Origin of the sequence: Ornithinibacillus jepli (genome assembly GCF_047228935.1) — a bacterium.
Lineage (GTDB): Bacteria > Bacillota > Bacilli > Bacillales > Amphibacillaceae > Ornithinibacillus.
Window position 1 is genome coordinate 230,778 of the sequence record NZ_JBFEGG010000004.1, and the last position, 23,039, is coordinate 253,816.

Consider the following 23,039-nt stretch of genomic DNA (forward strand, 5'->3'; position numbering starts at 1 on the left):
CCGCATTGGATAAAGGTGGTTACCCCCAAAAGTTAGAGTTTCTATTATGCAGCTAATTGGCTGGAGTGAGTTCGGTATTCAACCGGACTCATCCCAGTCAATTTTTCTTTTGATCTTTCATGATTGAACCAATAGATATATTCTTCAATTCGTCTTTTTAACTCTTCATAGTTTACTAATTTTTCCCCGTAATACATTTCTTGTTTTAATATCCCAAAGAAATTCTCCATCGAAGCGTTGTCTGCACAGGTTGCTTTACGTGACATGCTTTGAAAAATATTGTTTTCTTCTAATGTCATCACCCATTGGTTGTGTTGGTAATGCCAGCCTTGATCGGAATGGATAGTGGTGCGATAGGGTGCATGATTCTTTATTACTTCAATAGTTTCTTTTAATGGTTCCATGACAAGATCTAACGTTGGACGTTTCTTGATTCCAAACGCAATAATTTCTCCGTTATAGAGGTCAAGAATTGGATTTAAATACAACTTTTCTTCTCCTAGACACTTGAATTCTGTAATGTCAGTTACTAATTTTTGAAGAGGAATAGGTGTACTAAAACGGCGAGACAATCGATTTTTAGCTATCTTTCCAATAGTACCTTTGTAGGAATTATATTTACGAGATTTCCGCATGAATTTCACACATTTCAATCCTAGCTCCCGCATAATACGATAGACTTTTTTATGATTGATATGATGTCCTAATTTTGTTAACTCCTTCGTGATACGTTTATAACCATACCGTTCATGAAATTTTTTAAATAGGTGTGTGATGAGTTCTTTTAATTCTTTTTCCGGGTCTTTCTCACCAAATTTTTTCAAATGATAGTGATAGGTTGCTTCTGGAATTCCTACAACCAGGAGAATATCTTTCAGTTTAAATCCTTCTTCTTTGAGTTCGAACGCCATCTTTGCTTGTGCTTTTCGTGAAAAGCGTTCGGATTCTCGCGAAAAGCTTTCAGCTTTTTTAGATATGCATTCTCCAGCCTTAGGAGTTCGTTTTCACGTTCTAATTCTTCTTCTCGTGTTAACTTTTTTTCTTCCTTTTTCTTCTGATTATTAGGTTTCTTAGACATAGAAGGCCGCCCCTTTGGTTTTAGTTTTAGGCCTTCTACTCCTTGTTCACGAAATGTCTTCATCCAACGTTTAATTAAGGAAGGATTGTTCAAATTAAATTGATCCGAAGTCTCTAAGTAAGAAGCACCTGTATTTAAAATAAATTGTATCGTATCTAATTTAAATTGAACAGAATACTCCTTCTTGGTCGTCCTTCGTTTTAATCCTTCCATCCCCTGAGATTTATAGGCTTTCACCCATTCAACTATTGGTGTCTGGCTTCCCATATTATATTTTCTAGCCAGTGATCCATATCCAAGATTCCCATATAAATACTCGGTTACAAGCTTTATTTTAAATTCTTCACTATATTTAGCCATAAAAAACACCCCCGAAAGTTAGATTTTCACTCTAACTTTCGGGGGTCGGTACCATCCAGTGCGGTTTTTTTATCGGATGAACTTTTTGTTCTCTATTTATTTAGATAAGAGTTTTCAAGAAATTCCATCGTGATATCTTCTAAGTCAGACATCTTAAAAGCAGTTTCGAATCTTCTTTTTAAAGTAGTGAGAAATTCCTCATATTGTTCTTGTGAGATGGAATTTTGCCAAGCAATTTGGTAAGAGAATAATTCGTCCCCCTCCAAAGTCATTGGAGTTTGCATCATATTCTGTTTCGTAGTCACCATGTTGGCAGCCGCACCTATATTTAGTAATAAAACTTCAAATAGTTTTTTCTCACGTTCATTAAAATCAGGGTTCTTTTTAGAAACCTTGATATCAACCATTGCTATATTTATAATCATCTCCACCTTTAGTTATTAATTTGTTAATACCTCTAAAGAATGTAGTTGTGTACTCATATTGAATTCCTCCTTTTATCCGATATTGTTCTATTCGACAAAAACGGCTAATACCCTTTAAGCTATGAATAATAATTTCATATTTTTTGATTATTATTGAAATATTTTTAGTTACTGGTACGATAAAAGAAGTAAAGATAATAGGAGAATTCGTTAATTTATAGGGGGGATATTGCATGGGGAAATCAGAAATTTTTGGTGCAATATTATTTTTTTCTGGTGTTATTTTATTAGGGTTTATGCAGATCGCGAGTGCTATTGCATATGTTGAACCAGTTTACCTTTTACTAAGTATTGCTTTCATATTTATAGGATTTATAGTCTTTTTTATGAAGGAAATTAAAAAAATCTATCGGTACTTATATATTGATAATGAAGAGTAAATTAAATCTAGGAATGGTGATAATGTACCAATATATTTAGGTGATATAAATTAAAATAGAACTATTTATTAAGGGATTTTAGCGATTATAGAGGAGACGTTTTCATGCCATACAAACAAAACTGCACATTCTGCAATCCATTAGAGGATAAGGAACAAAATATTATTTTCGAAAACAATACTTGTTACTTTTTACAACATAATAATGAACAAGATGTGTTAGAAGGATCTGGAGTAATCGTTCCTAAAAAGCACCGTATAAATGCCTTTGACTTAACTCCAGAAGAGTGGAGTGATACATATGATTTATTACAGCAAGCAAGAGCATATCTGGACGAGAAGTTTTCGCCGGATGGTTATACACTTGGATGGAATGTAGGAGAAGCTTCGAATCAGTCCATTTTACATAGTCATTTCCACGTGATTCCTAGATATAATGACGAGCCTTTAGCTGGAAAAGGGTTAAGGCATTGGTTGAAACAACCGAATAATAAGAGAGTATCAATTAAAAAGGAGTGTCTTTAAGCATGTTATTTCTAGTAATAATCTGCGTTATCATATTTTTTACTTTATTAACCGTAGAAGCAAATCTTAAGAAGATTCATAAACAAAATGATGAAGTAATTGCGTTGTTAAAAGAAATAAAAAATAAGTGATACATAAATAAAACGTCCTTTACGTGACAAGATAATAAAGAACTTTTTTACAAAGGATGTATCCGTCATGCTGCAACATCGAAGAATTATTTCATGCTTTTTTTTGATTTTCCTTATTTTTGCGGCGTTAGACAGTACACCAGTTTACGGTCATAATGCACCAAAAATGGAAGTGCATTTTATTAACGTTGGCCAGGGCGATAGTATTTTAATTCAAACACCTAATAAAAAGAACGTCCTAATTGATGGTGGACCACCAAAGGCAGGGAAGAAAGTCGTTCGTTATTTAAAAGATTTAGGGATTGAAAAGATTGATTTAATAATTGCTACTCATCCAGACCGGGATCATATAGGAGGACTTCCCGCGGTGATGAAGGAATTCAAAGTAAAAGAGATCTTAGATTCTGGAAAACTTCATATTACGCGAGCATATGCAAATTATATGAATGAAATTCGTAAGCAGGAAATCCCGTTAAAGGTCGCAAAAGCGGGAAAAGATTTACAAATTGATTCACTTTTAGATATTAGAATTCTAAATGCTTACGGGAAACATAAAAATAACAATCAATCTTCCATTGCTTTGAAGGTTAGTTATAATGACATTGACTTTCTATTTTTAGGAGATATTGAAGACGACCAAGAGAAAAAAATTGCGGAAAAGTATGATGTTCGAGCTGAAATTATCAAAATCGCTCATCATGGTTCGAAAACAAGTAGCTCGGAGAAGTTTCTTGAGCTTGTAGAACCAGATATCGCTGTAATTACCTACAGTAAGTATAACGACTTTGGACACCCTGTTAATCGGGTTATTAAAAAATTATTTGAATTAGAAACCAATATATTTTCAACTGCGGTATATGGTGATTTAGTTATTCATACAGAAGGGGAAGATTATTTAATCTATCCACAAAAGTCACCGATACAAGGAATATTGGAAAGCAGTAAGTAGACAGTTCTTTTAATTTAAGGGGCTGTCTTTTTTTTGTGCTAGTAAATATGATTGTAAATTTTTCTAATTTTTATTGACAACTAAATTTTAATGTTATATGGTTAGTTACATAAGTAATTAACCACTTAACGAAGGAGCTTAAGAATGAAGAACCATTTAGATGATAACAAGCCAATATTCCTTCAAATAAAAGAGCACCTAGAAGATTCCATCATAAATGACTCTATTAAGGCAGGGGAACGAGTTCCATCAACAAATGAATTTGCAGCATTTTATAAAATCAATCCAGCTACAGCAGCAAAAGGAATCAATGAACTAGTAGCAGAGGAAATTTTGTACAAACGAAGGGGTGTTGGCATGTTTGTTACAGATAATGCAAAGGAGATATTAATTGAAAAGAGAAAGCAGACATTTTATGAAAATTTTATTCTGCCATTAAAGGAAGAAGCGAAGAAATTACGAATAAGTGATAACGATTTAATGAAAATGATGGAAGGGGATAAGCGGGATGAAAATTGAAGTTAATAACTTAACGAAGAAATACGGAACCAAGCTAGCATTAAATTCAATTTCTTTTACTCTTGAAGAGCCGAAAATATATGGTTTATTAGGACGGAATGGTGCAGGTAAGACTACGTTTATGGAAATACTTGCAGGGCAAATTTTATCTACAAGTGGAGAGATTTTGATAGATGGAGAAAAGCCTTTTGATAATAGGAAGCTTACAGAATCGATTTGTTTGATAAAAGAAGGGCAGAACTTTAAAAAAGACTTAACGATAAAAAATGTTTTAACGATTAGTTCCTTCTTTTATCCTAATTGGGATCAAGTATTAGCTTTGGAATTAGTGAACGAATATAACTTAGATTTAAAAGCCAAAGTAAAGGCACTCTCTAAAGGGATGGAGTCTGCATTAGGAATTATTGTTGGTCTAGCGAGTAAAGCACCGATAACAGTTTTTGATGAACCATATATCGGACTTGATGCCGCAGCACGGAAGAAGTTTTACGATATCCTATTAGAAGAATATGAAAAAGAGCCAAGAACAATTATTTTTTCTACTCATTTAATCGATGAAGTTAGCTTAATGTTTGAAGAAGTCCTCATTTTACAAGATGGTAAACTTGCCATTCAAGAGAATGCCGATGTATTACGTAATAGTGCTTGTGCTGTATCTGGAACGATTGAACAAGTTGAAAGATTTATAGAAGGTAAAGAAGTAATTACAACGAAAAAACTAGCAGGTATGATGACGGCATATGTGGTGGGACATCTAGAGGAAGCTAAAGATAACGGGCTATCGGTTGAAGGTGTACCTATTCAGGAATTAATGATTTATCTTACGGAAAGGAAGGGAGCGTAATGATGAATAACCAAATAAAGGGTTTATTATATTTCTTTATAAGTGATATTCGCCATAGCATCCTCATTTTTTGGTCGATCTTATTATTTGTTTTGCTAGTTTCAATTGCCTTTGCATATTACCTATTAGGTGTAGAAGATGGGATGTTGGCATTCGGCTTTCCGTTTGCTATTTATTTTTACTGTACCATTTTAGGGTTTATGACAGTTAAAGAGAGTATTCCTTTCTCTATCAAAATGGGAGCAACTCGTAAAAACATTATAATAAGTATTGGGTTATTTTTCTTAATCATTGCGACTTTAAAATCACTGATTGCTAATGTACTTCAAGAAGTTGTTCTTTTCATTACAGAGAGTACAAATATAACATCTTTCATGTTTTTACATCCAGCGATGCTTTTCGAAGATACTTTTCTAAATCGAATCTTAGTAGACATTAGTATTATGTTTTTCCTACTTTCATTTATGTTTGTTATAGGATTATTATTCTATAAATACGGTTTTGCCGGTGGAGGACTCGTGGCAGGGGTTTTAGTAATAGCACTAATGTTTGGAATTGCTAAGGGATGGATATATGATTTCATCGTAGAACTAGCAAAAAAGGTAGATATTCTATTTTTCTTTCAAATACTTGGAGTTGGATTATTACTATTCCTATTCTCGTTTGTGTTTGTTAGAAGGATTACGATTGAGAAAAAAAGATGATGAAATAAGAGGCTGAGGCATAACAAAATAATACAGATGTCAAGCCGAATAATGCATCTTATCAGCACCGGAAATATACGGAGACTCCTTGAAAAAGAAAAGCACTTTTTCTGCGTGCGATGTGTCGCTGCCGAAGCATTCCTTGGGACTGCGGTTACTCGTCCCACCGAAAACCTTTGTCCTGCGGGAGAAAAGTCATTGGTGAGACCCCATTGATGCCCCTGCGTCTGCAAGTGATGATCCGTAGTAAGCTTCCTCGGGGCAAGGTAGTGAAGAAGCTTACTCAAGTAGCAGCCTGGCTCACCAGCCGTCCGCGGCAAAGAAGACACTGCGAGGTAGTTTCGAGCAGATGTCGCACTTGTGCTGGAAGTGAAAGCGTAGAATATTTCCGGTGCGTGGTAGGGGCTCTATATTAGGTTATTGTTTTGCCTAAAATACTTTTGCCCCAGCTTCTTTTAACATTGACTTGCTATTATGCAGCCATTTCTTTACGTTTAAATATTTGCCCGGAAATTAGTATTAGTAAGATTGAGATAACTAAAGTGATGACACCGGTTAGAATAAGATCACTATTCAGTTCGCCTGTACTAATAACTTCGCGAATGTATCCCGATAAATTATTCGGACTCCAGTCTAAAACATGCTGGAAAATCTGCGTCACAATACTCATCACCATAATCGTAAGGATGGTAAAGAATACAACTAAACCAGCGGATTTTACAAAGGTGTTATAAAAAATCGTTAGAGATACGACTAACGTTAACCATAGTCCATAGAAGAAGAAAATAATGAAGAAATCTCTAACAGTTAATGTGCCAAATAAGATATTGATATAGTACCAGCTTACTAGTAAGCCTAATAATAGAGATACCCAGACTAGTAGTAAAAAGGAAGCCCATTTTGCCGTAATATAATTCATATAATACACTGGCTTAACTAAGATAAGCTCGGAAATACCACTTTTTCTTTCGCTAGCAATAGTTCCCATGGTAATTAAAACAATAACTAATACCCCTAACATACTTAATTGAGAAAGACTCATCATGATCACATCAGATGGAGCATATTCAGGTAGTTCAAAGACTGCTCCTTCAGGCATACCACCTACAGAGTCAATAATTTGGGGTAAGTAGTAAGTTGTTAAAGGGTCCATGATAGATAATAAAATTATTACTAAAGGCACCCAAATCCATTTTTTATTTCTCCAGTTTTCTAACAGTTCTTTTTGAAATAATGTCATCCATTGCATTATGATTTCACCACCCTCATAAACATGTCCTCGAGTGACGCCTGATTAATTGAAAATCTAGTAATCGGCCAAGTTTCTTTTGTTGCTATGGAAAGTATTTCATCACGTGCAACTTTAACGTCTGATACAGTAATAAAGAGTGTGTTACGTTCAATTTTTGTGTTATCAACATAATCAAGGCTATCTAACTTTTCCTGATAAAGATTAATATCATCTTCAACCTGCAGTTCAATTACAGTAGTTTGATATTTTTTTCGAAGTTCCGCTATTGATCCAGACTCAATAATATGCCCTTGATTAAGTAATAGAAGCTCATCACTTACTTCCTCGGCATCATTTAAAATGTGTGTAGAGAATAAGATTGTCATGTTTTCTTTTAATTTCTTCATGAGGATAAGCACTTCTCTTCGGCCAAGCGGATCAAGGGAGGCTACAGGTTCATCTAAGATTAATAGTTTAGGCTCGTGAATAATTGCTTGGGCGATACCTAGACGTTGTTTCATCCCCCCAGAGTACCGAGCGATTCGTTCGTTCTTAGCTTCATCAGAAATACCAACCACTTTTAAAAGCTCATCTGCTCTTTTTGTCGCATCTTCCTTAGTTAGCTTTGCTAACTTCCCACTATAAATCAAAAACTCCCTACCAGTCATCCAAGTATGAAAGGCAGGATACTGCGGTAAATAGCCGATTTTATCTCGAATATCCTGATTTTTCTCTTTGTTTTCAAACTGTATCGTTCCAGCGGACGGTTTTAATAAGCCGGATAAAGTTCTTAAGGTCGTCGTCTTTCCTGCACCGTTAGGACCGATTAAGGCGATGCATTGGTTATGGCCAAATTCAAAACTTATTTTGTCCACAACGGTTTTCGCACCATATTTCTTGGTTAATTGTTCAACTTTCAGTAAAGCCATTAGCTTTGTCTCCTTCCAAAAATAAAGTAGAGAATTGGTCCAAAAATGCTAACTAGAAGGATAATTAGTGCCCATAGCCATTTAGGGCCATTAGTTTCTTTTACCTTAACTAAATCAACAATGGCTACGATTAATAAAATAAGTTGGATAATCAAGACAGGTGCAATCATGGCCCAATTAATATCTATCAATAAAATCAACTCCAAATTATAGTTATTTTACATCCCTAACAAATATGGAATGGCTACTGGCAATAAAATAATTACTAAGAAAATAATCCATGCAATTGGTCTTGCCAAGTTAATAGTCCAACCAACCCCAAATCGTTTTTCTAAAAATAGTGCAGGGTCACTTGGATTGAAATAAAATATTCCAAGCTTCCAATGTTTATCATCATCACGATCAATAACATTACCATTAGCACCAGTTGATACCTTCACCCGGCTACCACCTTGGCCAGTAGTAATCGATAGGATGATTGCCCAAAGGGTTAGTATACCTGTGAAAACGAATGGTACGATGGTAAGCAGTTTTGAATCAATTGTGAAGATAAATGAAAGTTGAATAAAGGAAAATAAGATTGTTAACCCAATACCAGTCCCGATAAGATATAGAGACCATCTTCTTCTAAAGATTACACTTTGTTGCATGGATTCTTCAGGCTTTTCGGCACTAATTTGTTGTTTAGCCTTAGCAACCATCGTATTTAAAAATATGAAGAGCAATGTTAAATAAAGACTCATAATTGGCATGACTAGTAAGGAACGTGTAGTTTTCGCTGTCCAGTTCGTTACTTCACCATCAAAATTATATTGCATTGGAATTTGCTCAGGTATACGGTCATAAAACATAAACGTAATGGTAATAACTGCGAAAGTAATTAGAAACGAAATGCTGAACCAAAGATTAGAATAGATTAACTTTTGCTTTCTAAATTCTGTAGAGACAAATACAGCTTGAGACTTTTCCTTTCCCCAGCTTGCATGTTGTTTTAACTTCTTCATAACACGATAAAAGTGTAAGTAAATGAAAAAGGTCCCAATTAAATAGAGGAAAATTAGTCCTGAAAAAGAAAGGGCAAAGGTGTTTTCATCCATGTTATTAATAGAACCAATAACGAAAAATAGTACGATAACTAAAATACTAGCAATTCCCGAATACGTAACATATTTTTTACGAAGTTTCTTAATCTCATCTGTATGATAAACTTCTTCTGGAATTGATACTCCAAAGCTTTCTGTTCTCCGTGTCCAATAAGGAATAAACATGGTAGAAATAAAAACTGGAAGTAAAATAAGTAATAAATATATCAAATTCATTTACGTAGAACCCCCTTTATAAGTTTCGAATATGTTTGAACATAGTTTTAAAAACTCTTCTTCACTAATATCTCTACATACTGATTCAGCAATTAGTGGTCGTAAATTCTTTTTAAGGTGATCTCGGTAGGTTTCGTCTGCCTTTGGTACCCCATCAGGATTTACTACTACTCCTTTTTGACGGTGAATTTGGATAAATCCGTCCTGTTTTAATTGTTGATAAGCTTTATTAACGGTATGAAGATTAATCCCAATATCTGCTGCAAGACTTCTCACAGAAGGAAGTCCTTCCCCTGGAGTGAGTTCCTTTCGAGCTATCCCGTCAATAATTTGATGAACTAGCTGCTGATAAATAGGTTCATTCGATTCAAAATCAAGATTTATAAGCACATTTGGTCACACTCCTTTTGTTGTGGTGGCAGTATTATCGAGATTCAACAATCATAAGCCATAAAAACAATATGTTCTAACTGTTATATTTATAGTATAACAGTTAGAACGGTTATGTCAATAGAGTTTATTGGAATTATCAGTTTTCGAGGTTAAAAAGTTAAAAAGGTAAATTTTAATTTAACCACAATAATATCCACAATATAACTGTTGATTTAAAGGGGAAATGCTAATTTATGCACATTATCCACAATACAATGTGCACATTTGTTAACATGAAATTGTGTATAGGATGGGAGAATTATTAAGGTTTCACCCTAATTATCCACAACGCGAGTTAAACATGTGAATAATTATTAGCCATAAAAAAAGACCGAAGCAATTAGCTTCGATCTGCTCTTTGGCGTGCACGGTCTGCACGCTTAAATTCTTTTTGATACAAAACTTCCTGAGTTTTGTTTAAATACTTATCTCGTACTTCACGTTTTTCTCTCGCCGACATAGTTATCCCTCGCTTTTAGTAATTAGAATAACCACATCTGTATATTTTATACAATACTATACTACTTCATCATCAGCATTTGCCTCAAGGTTAGCAAATTGTTGATAAGAAAGATAGTGCTCTCTAGAAATTGCAAAGATATCATAAATCTCATCTTTTTGATTCACTTTTTGGTAGACTTCTGGGTATATCGTATTTCCTAAGGCAACATAAGGAAGTTTAAGAACGGCTTTTGTGGAGCGGATGTTGGTTTTTCGTACTTTCATGAAGATAGTCTCGATATTATAATCAAAGAATAACTCATCGAAAAACTGCTCCTTAGCTAGGCGATTATATCCTTTCCCAAAATAAGGCTGGCCGATCCATGTTGCCAAAAAACCGTGATTCTGTTCAATATCAAACAGATTAATGGTACCGATTGGCTGTTGGTATTCATCTAAGATCGTCCTTGAGATCAACTCACCGCGTTCTTCTGATTCTATTGTTTTCTTCGTGATGAAGTAAAATTCATCTGTCGTTGTTGCTTTATGTCTAACATATGGGAATACATCTGGGTGTGACATTAGTTCAAACAATACTGGCACCTCATGTAATTCACGCTTTTTTAGCATCAAAAAACCCTCCTTATTTATGCAGGAGGGTAACCAAAGAAAAGGAAACCTAGTTGGTAGCCCACCCGCGAATTTTTATTTAAGAACAACAAAAATTCGGGGTGGGAATCGAACCCACTAGAACCAGTCTAAACCGGTGGCGCACCATTTGCCTTCCCTATTATATTTTGACGTGTCATTTTTGTAACAATACATATAATACTATGATTCTCACCAAAATGGAACAACTTTTTTTACAAAATTATCGACAAAAAATGTAAATTTTAATTTACACGACCAAACAATTGATGTAAAGCACTATCCAGCGTCGGATAGCTGAACTCAAAACCGTTTTCAAGAGCTTTATTAGGTACTACATACTGTCCTTTCAACACGAGTTGACTCATTTCACCGGTAGCTATTCGTATTAAGAGACCAGGAGTTGGAAACCAATATGGCCTGTGAAGACTATTAGCAAGTTTTTGATTAAACTCTTTATTACGAGTAGGATTTGGTGCTGTGACATTTAAGGCTCCAGAAATATTCTTATTTTGAACAGCAAAGATAATAAGGTCTACTACATCATTTATATGAATCCAAGATGTCCATTGCTCCCCCTTTCCAACTCGACCACCAATAAAAAGTTTAGTTGGTAGGGACATAAGTGGTAAAGCACCCCCATCTTTGCCTAATATAACCCCGAACCTTGCATATACCGTACGAATATCGATTTCTTCTGCTTGCTTGGCTGTATTTTCCCAAGCTACTACGACATCAGCTAGAAAATCCTCCCCAGGCTTTTTAGTCTCCTCAGTAAAAATTTTCTCATCAGAAATCCCGTAGTATCCAACAGCCGATCCACTTATGAACACTTCTGGCTTATGGTCCATTTGCTTCATTAGATTTATAAGCTTTTGTGTAGTTTCAATTCTACTTGTTTTAATCATTTCTTTCTTTTTCTTCGTCCAATAACCGAATAAACTCTCTCCTGCTAAGTTTATTACGCCATCAATTCGAGGCATCTCAAATGCTTCTTCAAACGTAATATATGTAGTAAGTTCTGTATTGGAATATTTTTCTGGAGTTCGTGTTAAGATGTAGCAGTTAAGGTTGAGAGATGTTAATTTTTGTATAAGTTTTTTACCAACAAAGCCAGTTCCTCCTGTGATTAAATAATTCATCAAAAATCTCCTCACTTCTGGTAATCTTATATTATTATCATGTTATGATGGACAAAAGGGGTGAAGAAGTTGCCAGCAATAATTAGCCGAATAACAACACAAAAAAGGAGTAAACAACGATACAATATTTATCTAGTAGAAGGTAATAGTGATAAGTATGCCTTTAGTGTTGATGAAGCAATCTTGGTGGAATTTGGACTGAGAAAGGGACTTGAGCTAGATGAAGCAACGATTGATCTCCTCATACGAAAGGATACTATTCAAAAATCTTATCTTCTAGCCATCAATTATTTAAGCTTCCGAATGAGAACCCGACAGGAAATGTATGAGTATTTAGTGAAAAAGGAAGTAGAGCCTGAACATATTACTATCATTATTGATCGTCTAACAAAAGAAGGGCTACTTAATGATAAACAGTTTGCAGAAGCTTTTACATTAACGAGAATGAATACTACATCAAAAGGTCCTCAACTTGTTAAACGTGAATTAATCGAGAAAGGAGTTGCCCCTACCATTGCAGAAGATGCAATATCTCTTTATACTTATGATACACAATTTGAGAAGGCAATGAAATGGGTAAACAAGAAATTAAGCTCTAGTAAGAAAGAATCTTTTAACAAGAAAATTGAGCAACTGCGTATAACACTAATGCAAAAAGGGTTTACATCTGATGTCATTAGTGAGGTTCTGTTATCAGTAGTAGATGAAAAGGACACTTCAGCAGAGTGGGAATCTCTAGTATACCAAGGCGAAAAGCTAGTGAGGAAACATTCTACTAAAAAGTCAGGTTATGAGCTTAAAATGAAAGTAAAAGAAGGCTTATATCGAAAGGGATTCCAAATTGATTTGATTAATAAGTTTATTGATGAAGAAATGGTACAGGAATCCTAAGGGCTTGTCTAGTGGGCAAGTCCTTTATTAATGGTGGTGATGGGGCGTTATAAAGGAAGAAGTGCGAAGTAATGATAAAACATAAACCAAACACCCTACGCCTCGCCCCAAACATCTCACCTTATTTATCAATCACAATCTCCAACCGTCCATCATCCTCGGCAAAAATCTGTTTCGCTACAACCTCAGGACCTTTTAAACTAGAAGGATCTTGAACGTGGTCTGTATTTGACCAAAACGGTGTATTCATTCCACCCATGTAAACTGCCGTTATTGTGAAGTCTTCATCCTGCCATTCCTTTTGTATTGATTCGGTAAACCCACGGACAGCAAATTTACTTGCACAATATAAGGATTCATTGACTTTTCCACGTAATCCTGCAGTCGAGATAATGGTTAAGATTCTCCCGTTACTCTCACGGATAAGTGGAATAGCAGCTTGTACAGTTAATATAGTACCTTTTACATTTGTATCTAACACAAGATCGATATCATCAACCGAATATTCTTCAACCGGCCCAAATTTACCAATGCCAGCATTGTTAATGAATACATCTAGTTCGCCTATCCGTTGGAATGCGATTTGAATAGTAGCAAGCTCTCTTACATCACATAGAACGACTTCAGCATCAAACCCTTTTTGAATTAATTGATGTTGTACGAGCTGTAAAGGATCATTCTTTCGTCCTAATAAAAATACTTTATAGCCATGTTCAGCGTATTCGAATGCTAAAGCTTTTCCAAGACCTGTGCCTGCACCCGTGATTGCAACTGTCGGCATTTATTTAGCCACCTTTTGTCTTTTATTAGTGTATAACCATTTTAATTGTCTTAAATTGCTGATAAAATGTAAAGTGACTTGAAGGGGGATTCGTCTTATGAATTATCGATATAGTGATTTATCTGTTGAGCAATTACTTAGTCTTGTAGCAGAATTTAAAGAAAAAGCACAAAAAGCCGAGCAATTAGGTAATATAAGTGAAGTTCAAATATATGAAAGAAAAATGCAATTAGCATTAGCATATACATTAAATCCAGAGGACTTTAAACCTGGAAGCACGTACGAGTTTCGTCATGATCCTGGGCACCGTTTTAAAATCAATTATTTAGAAGGTGTCTTTGCTTGGGGACATCGTATCAATTTATTAGATGAAGTATATGAAAAAGAAGAAGCCATTCCAATTTCTTTATTGGGTAAGAAAATAGATAAGTAATTATTGATGAGCTCTGTTTATAACGAGCTCTTTTTGATGCCATTCAAATATAAAAACGAGAGAAGCTTTTCCCCAGCTTCTCTCGTCATATTAAATCGGGTTATCTCCTACATACAGCTTGTTTTGCAATTTATGTTCGGAGAAAATCCATCCTGTATAGGAGCTTATAATCGCATGTTCATTATTTATTTGTACTACTGCGACAAATGGGTAATATGATTTGGAGCGATATCTTAAATCGATAAAGCGTACTTCAGTATAGTAATCGTATTCACTAATCTCCCATCGATAAACAGGAGAGAAGGATAGAAATGCGGATATATTTTTATCTTTTAAAGCAATATCAATAATAGTTGAATCAGGTAATGATACTTTTTCAAATTCATCAATGATCTCAATATGACCATTTTCAACCGTTCCAACGTAGAATCTACTTGGTGTTGTAATAGCTACTCTCCAATAATTTTGCTTAATTGTAGGAGAGGTTGCTATTTCGATTGTATCTGGAATAAATTCATGGATAGTTTTAACAATTTCTTTTTTATCCATATAGCGCTTAATATAATATAATATAATTACTGCATAAATGGTTAACCATGTAAAACCAGGATGAGCTCCTAATATCCAAGCAATAATCCCAGCTATATGCAATGTGAAAATATATGGATCAAAGGTGTTAATAAACCCATGGGCAATCCATTTATCTGTAAAAGGACGAAATGCTTGTGTACCATAAGCATTAAAGATATCAACAAACACATGGATTATGACCGCTGAAGCTGTCCATCCCCATAAATGCCAAAAGTTAACTTGAGGAACAAATAGATGAATGATACTTGCGATTAAAACTCCCCAAAAAATAACAGCAGGAACGGAATGTGTCACGCCACGATGGTGTCTTATATATGTTGCATTGTTACGCAGTTTTAAAACCGTGTCAAAATCAGGTGCATGTGAGCCCACAACTGTACCGACTAAAACTGCATTGAATAGAACCGGATCATTATTTACTATCGGATCGAGTGTTGCTAGACCAGCTAAGGCAACCCCCATTACTATGTGGGTTCCAGTATCCATTAATTGAATGCCTCCTATATAATCTTGTTTGAGGTTTTAATTATTTTAGTGTGTTTTTAGTGTACCATAAAGGAAGTGTTAATATGACAGTGCAAGAAAAACCGTTACAGAATTTTAATATTTCTACATTTCAAAATGATCTTTTAGATTGGTATTATGCCAATAAGCGCGATTTGCCATGGAGAAATGACCAAGACCCTTACAAAGTATGGGTTTCAGAAATTATGCTTCAACAAACAAAAGTAGATACGGTTATTCCTTATTTTAATAATTTTATTGAGAAGTTCCCTACAGTATATGACCTTGCTGTAGCGGATGAGCAGGCAGTTTTAAAGGCGTGGGAAGGATTGGGCTATTATTCCCGGGCACGTAACCTCCAAACAGCAGTTCGTGAAGTGGTTGAGAACTATGGTGGACAAGTTCCAGATGATCCTAATCAATTAGAAGGATTAAAAGGGATTGGTTCTTATACAAAAGGTGCAATTCTTTCCATCGCTTTTAATAAGCCTGAACCTGCTGTGGATGGAAATGTAATGCGAGTTTTTTCAAGAGTATTAAATATTGATGAAGATATTGCGCTACCGAAAACAAAAAAGTTGTTTGAGTCAGTGACTAGAGAAATTATTTCACAAGAGGACCCTTCTTCCTTTAATCAGGCCATCATGGATCTTGGAGCAACCATTTGTACACCAAAATCTCCATCGTGTTTACTTTGCCCAGTCCAAGAGCACTGTGAGGCATTTACATTAGGGGTAGAGGAGCAATTACCAATAAAGTCAAAAGCTAAAAAGAATAAAAAGATTCCATATGTAGTTTTGTTATTAAAAGACAAGACAGGTAAAATTGCGATAGAGAAGCGCCCTGAAGACGGATTGCTGGCAAATCTTTGGCAATTCCCAATGGTTCCGCTTCAGGAAGTTACAATAGACCTCTTAGAAAATTGGTTTTACGCCCAATATGGATTAAGGATTAGATTAGGACAAAAATTAGGAGATCTAAAACACGTCTTTTCTCATTTGACGTGGAATCTAGAGATAGTAGAAGCAAAACTGTTTGAAGAGAGTAGCGAAGAGAACTGTTTAATTTTTGTCGATAAAGAAAAAGAGTTAAAGGATTATCCATTCCCTGTTTCTCATCAAAAAATGATGCAATATTTATAGAAGTTATTCAACAGATAAATTCCAAAAAATGCTATTAAATTACCTTCATAATACTCATTTTACTGGAGAAAGTAATATTGTTGGAGGTGATAATGATGGCTAAAAATCCTAACAAAACTGTTGCAGGAACTAATGTTCAAGAAGTAAAGCAACAAAATGCGCAATCTAAAGCTGGTCAAGGACAATTTGGTACAGAATTTGCTTCTGAAACAAATGCTCAAGAAGTGAGACAACAAAACCAAAAGTCTCAAGCTAATAAAAAATAACTACCTACCCTAAAGAATTAAAAGAAGAACTTCCTATCTCCCGGAAGTTCTTTTTTTGATCTTTGCCTGCGTATATCATATTCTTTATGCTTTATATTTTATTACGTAACCCTTATAATGGATAGAAAATAGTAGACAAATTGTCGTTTTTTATAAAATTACATATAGGCAAATATATACATAGGTTAAAGTTATTAGAATGGGAAGGGATTAGATGGTTGCTCCGACGGCTGGCACAGAGTTAAAAATACAAAGCTATAAACATAATGGCAACTTGCATCGTGTATGGGAAAGCACAATAATATTAAAAGGCACGGAGCAAGTTGTAATCGGGGCTAACGATAAGACAAATGTGCTAGAAAGTGATGGTCGTACTTGGATAACAAGAGAACCTGCAATTTGTTACTTTCATTCTAAACATTGGTTCAATATTATAGGAATGCTTCGAGATGATGGCATTCATTATTATTGTAATATTAGTTCCCCGTTTGTTTATGAAAATAATTCTATTAAGTATATTGATTATGATCTAGATTTGAAGGTCTATCCTGATATGACATTTGATTTATTAGATGAAGATGAATATCAGCTTCATCGGGACGAGATGAACTACCCCGGAGTTCTAGACAGAATCTTATACAATAATATGGAAGAATTACAGCATTGGATACAACAAAGGAAAGGCCCATTTTCTCCTGGATTTGTTGACCAATGGTATGAACGTTTCCTTACATACAGATTTTAAAATTTATAGGTAATGTAAACCTTGTTACATTTTGTAGCAAGGGTTTTACTTTTTACAGAACTAATATGTATTTTTTAAGAGATAATAAATTTATCATAGTAAAATTTCAAAAAGAAAGTTGATGTTTATGAGCAGTATTAAACAGTTTATGGAATATGTAAAGCCATATAAATGGAAGATATTTTGGACGATTCTAATAGGAATAGTTAAGTTTGCAATTCCACTTTTAATACCATTAATTTTAAAATACGTAATTGATGATATTATTGGAAATGAACTTTGGACTGATTCTGAGAAATTAACAAATCTACTTTGGATTATGGGTGGATCATTAATGGTTTTTCTAGTATTACGTCCACCAATAGAATATTATCGCCAATATCTTGCCCAGTGGGTTGGGAATAAAATCCTTTATGATATAAGGGATAAACTATTCGATCACATGCAAAAATTGAGTTTGCGATTCTATTCTACGACAAAAACCGGCGAAATAATTTCCCGGGTAATAAATGATGTCGAACAAACTAAGAATTTCGTGATTGTTGGACTAATGAATATATGGCTCGACATAATCACGATATTAATTGCTATTGTAATAATGTTGTCGATGGATGTTGGCCTAACAATTGTATCGATTATTTTATTTCCGCTGTTTGGTTTTTCAATTAAGTACTTTTACGGCAGATTACGTCAATTAACTCGAGAACGTTCGCAGGCACTTGCAGAAGTTCAAGGGCATTTACATGAACGTGTTCAAGGTGTACCTGTCACACGAAGCTTTGCATTAGAAGATTATGAGCAACAACAATTCGATAAACAAAACGCTAATTTTCTTGGTAAAGCTTTAGAACACACAACATGGAATGCTAAAACGTTTGCAGTTACCAATACGATCACAGATTTGGCACCACTTTTAGTAATTACATATTCAGGTTATCAAGTCATAACCGGCAATATTACTGTCGGTACGATGATGGCATTTTTTGCTTACTTAGAAAGAGTATATAGTCCATTACGCAGATTAATTAACTCATCAACCGTCCTTATCCAATCTATTGCTTCTATTGACCGTGTCTTTGAATTTATGAATGAGAAGTATGATATTGTCGATAAACCAAAGGCAATGAAAGTTGGGCGTGTTCATGGAGAAATTGATTTTGAGAATGTATCATTCCATTATGATCATGAAAGTGCAGTATTAAAAGATATTAACCTTCGAGTAAAACAAGGAGAAACGATTGCACTTGTCGGGATGAGTGGTGGAGGTAAATCCACATTAATTAGCTTAATTCCTCGTTTCTATGATGTCACAGGAGGAGCTATTAAAGTAGATGGTATTGATATTCGTGATTATGAAGCACGTTCACTTAGAAATAATATCGGTATGGTACTTCAAGATAATATATTATTTGGGGATACGGTAGCCATGAATATACGAATGGGCAATCCAAACGCATCAGATGAAGAGGTTATCGAAGCGGCTAAAGCTGCTAATGCACATGACTTTATTATGGAGCTACCACAAGGTTATAACACATTAGTTGGAGAACGAGGTGTTAAGCTTTCGGGGGGACAGAAGCAGCGAGTTGCTATAGCACGTGTATTCTTAAAAAATCCTCCAATTTTAATTTTTGATGAAGCAACTTCTGCACTAGATTTAGAGAGTGAACATACGATTCAAGAAGCAATGGAAAAATTAGCTTCTGACCGAACTACATTTATCGTTGCGCACCGTCTAGCAACAATTACGCACGCAGATAGAATCGTTGTCATCGAAAATGGGGAAGTATCAGAAGTAGGTTCTCATGCAGAATTAATGGAATTAAAGGGAAGCTATTATGACTTGTATCAGGTTCAGCATTTTGATGATTAATGGAAATATTTGTTCCTAGTAAGTGAAACTTAATTAACGTATTATTCGTATGTAATAGAAGTACGGCATAAGGAGGTGAATACAGATGTTTTTAGATTTTTTATTCGAATTGTTTGGCGATTTTTCTCCAGTTTATCTTTATATAAGTGTTATACTATCAGCTTTATATGTCATTCGCTGGCTTCCTGAGTTTGATTTTTCTCTCAATAAGTCCTTACACGTAAAAGACACGTATCATCTAAAAGCGCGGTTCTTACCTCTAGAGAAAAATATTAATGAAATAATCGAGAAGCGTAATTGGCTCGCGATTACTACAAAGCGGATTGAATTGCCAGATGATGATGAAGAAGAAGCTCATTTCTCGTTTTATAAATCAATGAAAAAACGAGGAGGAGCACTATGCAAAAATCTGTATTCACTAATATTAAGAAATTTAGCTTATTCGGGGGAGTATTATTAATATTATTTTTAGCAGGTTGTTCAGGGAATGGTTCGACAACTCATTCAACTGGATGGTTTCATGATATATTTGTTGATAGCTTTTCATCTTTAATAAAAAATATTGCGGCGTTATTTAACGATAATTATGGTCTTTCGATTATTATCATTACGATATGTATTCGGTTAATAATCATGCCATTTATGATAAAACAAACAAAAAATAGTATGCAAGTTCAAGATAAAATGAAGGCTATTAAACCAGAAATGGAAGAAATTCAGGCTAAGTATAAGGATAAAAAAGATCCTGAATCTCAGAAGAAGCTCCAACAGGAAATGATGCAGCTTTACCAAAAGCATAACTTCAATCCATTAGCTTCTTTTGGTGGGTGTTTACCATTGCTTATTCAATTTCCGTTCTTAATAGGATTTTATTATGCGATTCGTCAAACACCTGAAATTGCAACACATTCATTTTTATGGTTTAACCTAGGGGAAACAGACTTTGTAATGGTAGCAATAGCTGTTTTAGTTTATTTCGTTCAATATAAGGTGTCCCAAATCGGACTTGATCCTAAGATGAAAAAACAAATGTCCTTAATAGGTCTGATTTCACCAATAATGATTGGAATTATCTCATTAAATACGTTAGCTGCACTTCCACTGTATTGGACTGTAGGTGGCATCATTGTTATTATTCAGACGTTAATTTCTAAGAGGATATATTTGGCGCATAAACGAGAGCAAGGTTAAACAGAAAAGTAAAACCACCACTAATCGAATGATTAGTGGTGGTTTTTTTATATTTAGAACTTACTAGTTAGAACTCATTTCCTTAAAAGCATTTCCTACAGCATCAAGAGTCTCGTCAATGTCAGCCTCAGTATGCTCTGTTGTAATAAACCAAGCTTCATATTTAGAAGGGGCGAGGTTGATACCTTGGTTGAGCATTAGCTTGAAGAACTTTGCAAATACCTCTCCATCACTAGCTTCGGCACCATCATAATCGGTAATCTCCTCTGTGCTTCCGAAGTAAACGGTTAATGCACCACGTAGTCTATTAATCGAAAGAACGATTCCATGTTCTTCAGCCTTTTCTAAAATACCTTTTTCAAGACGTGCACCTAGCTTATCTAACTTCTCATAAACTCCCTCTTGTTTTAAAACTTCTAAACAAGCAATACCAGCGGACATAGATGCTGGATTACCTGCCATTGTACCAGCTTGATAAGCAGGGCCAAGGGGTGCTACTTGCTCCATAATATCTTTACGTCCACCGTAAGCACCGATTGGAAGTCCGCCACCAATAATTTTTCCCATTGCAGTCATATCTGGCTCAATACCGTATACCTGCTGAGCACTACCATAAGTGAAGCGGAATGCGGTGATTACTTCATCATAAATAACAAGTGCTCCAACTTCATGGGTTAAATCATTTACTGCTTGTAAAAATCCTTCCTTAGGTTCTACGATACCGAAGTTTCCAACAATTGGTTCTACTAACACACAAGCAAGCTGATCGCCCCATTTATCTAGTGCATCTTTGTAAGCATCAATATCATTAAACGGAACGGTAATTACATCTTGAGCAACCGATACAGGGATTCCTGCAGAATCTGGTGTACCTAATGTAGATGGGCCAGAGCCAGCTTGTACTAATACTGCATCAAAATGGCCGTGATAACTACCAGCGAATTTAATTACTTTTGTACGATTAGTGTATGCTCTTGCTACACGGATAGTAGTCATTACAGCCTCGGTACCAGAGTTAGTAAAGCGAACCTTTTCTAATGAAGGAATTGCTTCTTTTAACATTTTGGCAAATTTATTTTCTAAAGGGGTTGGTGTACCGTACAAAACACCATTTTCAGCGGCCGTTTTAATTGCTTCCGTTATATGTGGATGGGCATGGCCGGTAATGATTGGGCCGTAAGCTGCTAAATAATCAATATATTTATTTCCATCAACATCCCAGAAATAAGCACCTTTAGCTCGCTCCATATAAACTGGTGCTCCTCCGCCTACCGCTTTATAAGCACGAGATGGGGAATTGACTCCACCAACAATATGTATTTGCGCCTCTTCGTGAAGTGCTTCTGATTTAGAAAAGTTCATCGTTTTTTCCTCCTACGTAAAAGCAAAATGCTTTAATTTCACGCTTCTTATTGTACCCTTATTCATCTTGAAAATAAAATGACAAGCCCCAAGAACTACTCGCATATTATATAGTACATGTTTAAAAAGAAAAGGGAGATAAAATGAGTATCATACCATGGTTATTAGTAGGGGCAGTAAGCTTCGTTATTGCTAGGAGTATATATGGATTTGTAATAGGTGAAAAAGAAATATTTGGAGTTCGTATGGAAGAGAGGAGATTTTCAATCGAAATGTTCTCCTCCTTAGTCATTACTTATACAGTCGTTATACTTGGATTTGGTTTAATCTATTTTATTCTTTCCTTTGAAGGGATTTATCTAGTAGAAGGTGGCGAGCTTAGGCAAGTTAGCCCAATTGGGTCGTTGATACATTCTCTCTATTTTAGTGGGGTTACGATGTTAACGATTGGATATGGAGATATAACACCGATTGGGATTGGAAGATTACTAGCATTAATTGAAGCATTAATTGGCTATATTTTACCTACTGCATTCGTAATTCATGCCGTCCATTCTAATCGGGAACGGGCAAGAGATTAGCAATCAACCTATTTGCGATGTTATAGTGAAGAAGAATCAACTTATGGAGGTTTTGACATGACACTAGAACTAGGAAAACCAGCTCCTTCATTTACACTTCCAAATCAAGAAGGTAAAGAAGTTAGTTTAGAAGATTTAAAGGGTAAGCATGTTGTGTTGTATTTTTATCCAAAAGATATGACGCCGGGATGTACAACAGAAGCGTGTGATTTCCGAGATAATCACGAAAGCTTTGCTGAGCTTAATGCAGTAATCGTTGGTGTTAGCCCAGATCCAGTTAAAAGTCATCAAAAGTTTATAGATAAACACGATCTACCATTCTTACTTTTGGCAGATGAAGAACATAAAGTGGCAGATGCTTATGATGTTTGGAAACTAAAAAAGAATTTCGGTAGAGAGTATTATGGTGTGGAACGTTCTACTTTTATTATTGATAAGGAAGGTAATCTACAGAAGGAATATCGAAAAGTAAGAGTGGATGGTCACGTGAAAGATGCGTTAAACTTTATCCGTGAAAATTTAGCATAATATATGTAGAGCAGCCTATTTAATAGGTGCTCTTT

At 35.1% G+C, this 23,039-nt stretch carries 31 protein-coding genes; 17 read left to right on the plus strand and 14 right to left on the minus strand.

Translation table 11 applies throughout. The annotated features are described in order from the left end of the window. Positions 1 to 44 precede the first annotated feature (44 nt). From AB1K81_RS15550 to AB1K81_RS15560, 3 genes are all read right to left on the minus strand, one after another. Positions 45 to 911 carry an IS3 family transposase gene (locus AB1K81_RS15550; protein ID WP_412977584.1) on the minus strand — a complete coding sequence of 289 codons (867 nt, stop codon included), beginning with the start codon at positions 909 to 911 and terminating at the stop codon, positions 45 to 47. Next, the gene (locus tag AB1K81_RS15555) at positions 875 to 1,438 is read right to left on the minus strand and encodes a helix-turn-helix domain-containing protein (RefSeq protein ID WP_345826750.1); all 564 of its coding nucleotides are present in this window, start codon (positions 1,436 to 1,438) and stop codon (positions 875 to 877) included. Before AB1K81_RS15555 ends, AB1K81_RS15550 begins: the two co-directional genes overlap by 37 nt. Positions 1,439 to 1,530: 92 nt before the next feature. Further along, complete coding sequence (locus AB1K81_RS15560; protein WP_412977585.1) at positions 1,531 to 1,863, minus strand: hypothetical protein; 333 nt, start codon at positions 1,861 to 1,863, stop codon at positions 1,531 to 1,533. A 233-nt stretch (positions 1,864 to 2,096) separates the two neighbouring features. Here AB1K81_RS15560 and AB1K81_RS15565 point away from each other — a divergent pair, with 233 nt between their 5' ends. The 7 genes from AB1K81_RS15565 to AB1K81_RS15595 all read left to right on the plus strand — a co-directional run bounded on the left by AB1K81_RS15565 (position 2,097) and on the right by AB1K81_RS15595 (position 5,974). After that, positions 2,097 to 2,303 carry a hypothetical protein gene (locus AB1K81_RS15565; RefSeq protein ID WP_412977586.1) on the plus strand — a complete coding sequence of 69 codons (207 nt, stop codon included), beginning with the start codon at positions 2,097 to 2,099 and terminating at the stop codon, positions 2,301 to 2,303. A gap of 104 nt (positions 2,304 to 2,407) precedes the next feature. Next, positions 2,408 to 2,827, plus strand: coding sequence for an HIT family protein (locus tag AB1K81_RS15570; RefSeq protein ID WP_412977587.1), 420 nt, complete (start codon positions 2,408 to 2,410; stop codon positions 2,825 to 2,827). A gap of 2 nt (positions 2,828 to 2,829) precedes the next feature. Further along, on the plus strand, positions 2,830 to 2,958 hold the full coding sequence (locus tag AB1K81_RS15575; protein ID WP_412977588.1) for a hypothetical protein: 129 nt from the start codon (positions 2,830 to 2,832) through the stop codon (positions 2,956 to 2,958). Positions 2,959 to 3,025: 67 nt separating this feature from the next. Then, positions 3,026 to 3,907 carry a ComEC/Rec2 family competence protein gene (locus tag AB1K81_RS15580; protein WP_412977589.1) on the plus strand — a complete coding sequence of 294 codons (882 nt, stop codon included), beginning with the start codon at positions 3,026 to 3,028 and terminating at the stop codon, positions 3,905 to 3,907. Positions 3,908 to 4,051: 144 nt separating this feature from the next. Beyond that, a complete protein-coding gene (locus tag AB1K81_RS15585; protein WP_412977590.1) occupies positions 4,052 to 4,426 on the plus strand; it encodes a GntR family transcriptional regulator in 375 nt (124 codons plus the stop codon). Continuing rightward, the gene (locus tag AB1K81_RS15590) at positions 4,416 to 5,270 is read left to right on the plus strand and encodes an ABC transporter ATP-binding protein (protein ID WP_412977591.1); all 855 of its coding nucleotides are present in this window, start codon (positions 4,416 to 4,418) and stop codon (positions 5,268 to 5,270) included. The genes AB1K81_RS15585 and AB1K81_RS15590 overlap by 11 nt, the downstream gene beginning before the upstream one ends. After that, positions 5,270 to 5,974: a hypothetical protein gene (locus AB1K81_RS15595; RefSeq protein ID WP_412977592.1), complete on the plus strand. Its 705-nt coding sequence runs from the start codon at positions 5,270 to 5,272 to the stop codon at positions 5,972 to 5,974. The genes AB1K81_RS15590 and AB1K81_RS15595 overlap by 1 nt, the downstream gene beginning before the upstream one ends. A 472-nt stretch (positions 5,975 to 6,446) precedes the next feature. On the opposite strand, the gene AB1K81_RS15600 is transcribed toward AB1K81_RS15595, so the two are convergent. The 8 genes from AB1K81_RS15600 to AB1K81_RS15635 form a co-directional block, all read right to left on the minus strand. After that, entirely contained in the window at positions 6,447 to 7,223 is a 777-nt protein-coding gene (locus AB1K81_RS15600; RefSeq protein WP_412977593.1) for an ABC transporter permease, read from the minus strand. Further along, the gene (locus AB1K81_RS15605) at positions 7,223 to 8,134 is read right to left on the minus strand and encodes an ABC transporter ATP-binding protein (RefSeq protein WP_412977594.1); all 912 of its coding nucleotides are present in this window, start codon (positions 8,132 to 8,134) and stop codon (positions 7,223 to 7,225) included. Before AB1K81_RS15605 ends, AB1K81_RS15600 begins: the two co-directional genes overlap by 1 nt. Continuing rightward, entirely contained in the window at positions 8,134 to 8,304 is a 171-nt protein-coding gene (locus AB1K81_RS15610; RefSeq protein ID WP_412977630.1) for a PLD nuclease N-terminal domain-containing protein, read from the minus strand. Before AB1K81_RS15610 ends, AB1K81_RS15605 begins: the two co-directional genes overlap by 1 nt. A gap of 48 nt (positions 8,305 to 8,352) precedes the next feature. Further along, positions 8,353 to 9,453, minus strand: coding sequence for a DUF1648 domain-containing protein (locus AB1K81_RS15615; RefSeq protein ID WP_412977595.1), 1,101 nt, complete (start codon positions 9,451 to 9,453; stop codon positions 8,353 to 8,355). Further along, on the minus strand, positions 9,454 to 9,843 hold the full coding sequence (locus tag AB1K81_RS15620) for a GntR family transcriptional regulator (protein WP_412977596.1): 390 nt from the start codon (positions 9,841 to 9,843) through the stop codon (positions 9,454 to 9,456). 382 nt (positions 9,844 to 10,225) lie between these two features. Continuing rightward, a complete protein-coding gene (locus tag AB1K81_RS15625; RefSeq protein ID WP_412977597.1) occupies positions 10,226 to 10,345 on the minus strand; it encodes a YfhE family protein in 120 nt (39 codons plus the stop codon). A gap of 56 nt (positions 10,346 to 10,401) precedes the next feature. After that, complete coding sequence (locus tag AB1K81_RS15630; RefSeq protein ID WP_412977598.1) at positions 10,402 to 10,956, minus strand: GNAT family N-acetyltransferase; 555 nt, start codon at positions 10,954 to 10,956, stop codon at positions 10,402 to 10,404. Positions 10,957 to 11,219: 263 nt separating this feature from the next. Next, a complete protein-coding gene (locus AB1K81_RS15635; protein ID WP_412977599.1) occupies positions 11,220 to 12,116 on the minus strand; it encodes a TIGR01777 family oxidoreductase in 897 nt (298 codons plus the stop codon). Positions 12,117 to 12,185: 69 nt separating this feature from the next. Here AB1K81_RS15635 and recX point away from each other — a divergent pair, with 69 nt between their 5' ends. Continuing rightward, complete coding sequence (gene recX / locus AB1K81_RS15640; protein ID WP_412977600.1) at positions 12,186 to 13,007, plus strand: recombination regulator RecX; 822 nt, start codon at positions 12,186 to 12,188, stop codon at positions 13,005 to 13,007. Positions 13,008 to 13,128: 121 nt separating this feature from the next. Here recX and AB1K81_RS15645 read toward each other — a convergent pair whose 3' ends face one another. Then, positions 13,129 to 13,788, minus strand: coding sequence for an SDR family NAD(P)-dependent oxidoreductase (locus AB1K81_RS15645; protein WP_412977601.1), 660 nt, complete (start codon positions 13,786 to 13,788; stop codon positions 13,129 to 13,131). A 97-nt stretch (positions 13,789 to 13,885) separates the two neighbouring features. Here AB1K81_RS15645 and AB1K81_RS15650 point away from each other — a divergent pair, with 97 nt between their 5' ends. Then, positions 13,886 to 14,221: a YfhH family protein gene (locus AB1K81_RS15650; protein ID WP_412977602.1), complete on the plus strand. Its 336-nt coding sequence runs from the start codon at positions 13,886 to 13,888 to the stop codon at positions 14,219 to 14,221. A 90-nt stretch (positions 14,222 to 14,311) separates the two neighbouring features. Here the strand turns inward: AB1K81_RS15650 and AB1K81_RS15655 are convergent, their stop codons facing one another. Beyond that, the gene (locus tag AB1K81_RS15655; RefSeq protein WP_412977603.1) at positions 14,312 to 15,298 is read right to left on the minus strand and encodes a metal-dependent hydrolase; all 987 of its coding nucleotides are present in this window, start codon (positions 15,296 to 15,298) and stop codon (positions 14,312 to 14,314) included. A gap of 83 nt (positions 15,299 to 15,381) precedes the next feature. Between AB1K81_RS15655 and mutY the strand changes: the two genes are divergently transcribed. From mutY to yidC, 6 genes are all read left to right on the plus strand, one after another. Beyond that, positions 15,382 to 16,458 (plus strand): A/G-specific adenine glycosylase, encoded by a 1,077-nt coding sequence (gene mutY, locus AB1K81_RS15660; RefSeq protein WP_412977604.1) that lies wholly within the window; start codon positions 15,382 to 15,384, stop codon positions 16,456 to 16,458. Between the two features lie 95 nt (positions 16,459 to 16,553). Beyond that, positions 16,554 to 16,724 (plus strand): gamma-type small acid-soluble spore protein, encoded by a 171-nt coding sequence (locus AB1K81_RS15665; RefSeq protein ID WP_412977605.1) that lies wholly within the window; start codon positions 16,554 to 16,556, stop codon positions 16,722 to 16,724. A 214-nt stretch (positions 16,725 to 16,938) separates the two neighbouring features. Beyond that, entirely contained in the window at positions 16,939 to 17,469 is a 531-nt protein-coding gene (ntdP, locus tag AB1K81_RS15670; protein ID WP_412977606.1) for a nucleoside tri-diphosphate phosphatase, read from the plus strand. Positions 17,470 to 17,596: 127 nt separating this feature from the next. Continuing rightward, positions 17,597 to 19,342, plus strand: coding sequence for an ABC transporter ATP-binding protein (locus AB1K81_RS15675; RefSeq protein ID WP_412977607.1), 1,746 nt, complete (start codon positions 17,597 to 17,599; stop codon positions 19,340 to 19,342). A gap of 85 nt (positions 19,343 to 19,427) precedes the next feature. Then, complete coding sequence (locus AB1K81_RS15680; RefSeq protein ID WP_412977608.1) at positions 19,428 to 19,802, plus strand: hypothetical protein; 375 nt, start codon at positions 19,428 to 19,430, stop codon at positions 19,800 to 19,802. Then, complete coding sequence (yidC, locus tag AB1K81_RS15685; RefSeq protein WP_412977609.1) at positions 19,742 to 20,533, plus strand: membrane protein insertase YidC; 792 nt, start codon at positions 19,742 to 19,744, stop codon at positions 20,531 to 20,533. The genes AB1K81_RS15680 and yidC overlap by 61 nt, the downstream gene beginning before the upstream one ends. 63 nt (positions 20,534 to 20,596) lie before the next feature. On the opposite strand, the gene AB1K81_RS15690 is transcribed toward yidC, so the two are convergent. Further along, on the minus strand, positions 20,597 to 21,895 hold the full coding sequence (locus tag AB1K81_RS15690; RefSeq protein WP_412977610.1) for a glutamate-1-semialdehyde 2,1-aminomutase: 1,299 nt from the start codon (positions 21,893 to 21,895) through the stop codon (positions 20,597 to 20,599). Positions 21,896 to 22,038: 143 nt separating this feature from the next. On the opposite strand from AB1K81_RS15690, the gene AB1K81_RS15695 reads away from it, so the two are divergent. Further along, complete coding sequence (locus AB1K81_RS15695; RefSeq protein ID WP_412977611.1) at positions 22,039 to 22,476, plus strand: potassium channel family protein; 438 nt, start codon at positions 22,039 to 22,041, stop codon at positions 22,474 to 22,476. Positions 22,477 to 22,533: 57 nt separating this feature from the next. Further along, entirely contained in the window at positions 22,534 to 23,004 is a 471-nt protein-coding gene (gene bcp, locus AB1K81_RS15700; RefSeq protein ID WP_412977612.1) for a thioredoxin-dependent thiol peroxidase, read from the plus strand. The last annotated feature ends 35 nt before the right edge of the window (positions 23,005 to 23,039 follow it).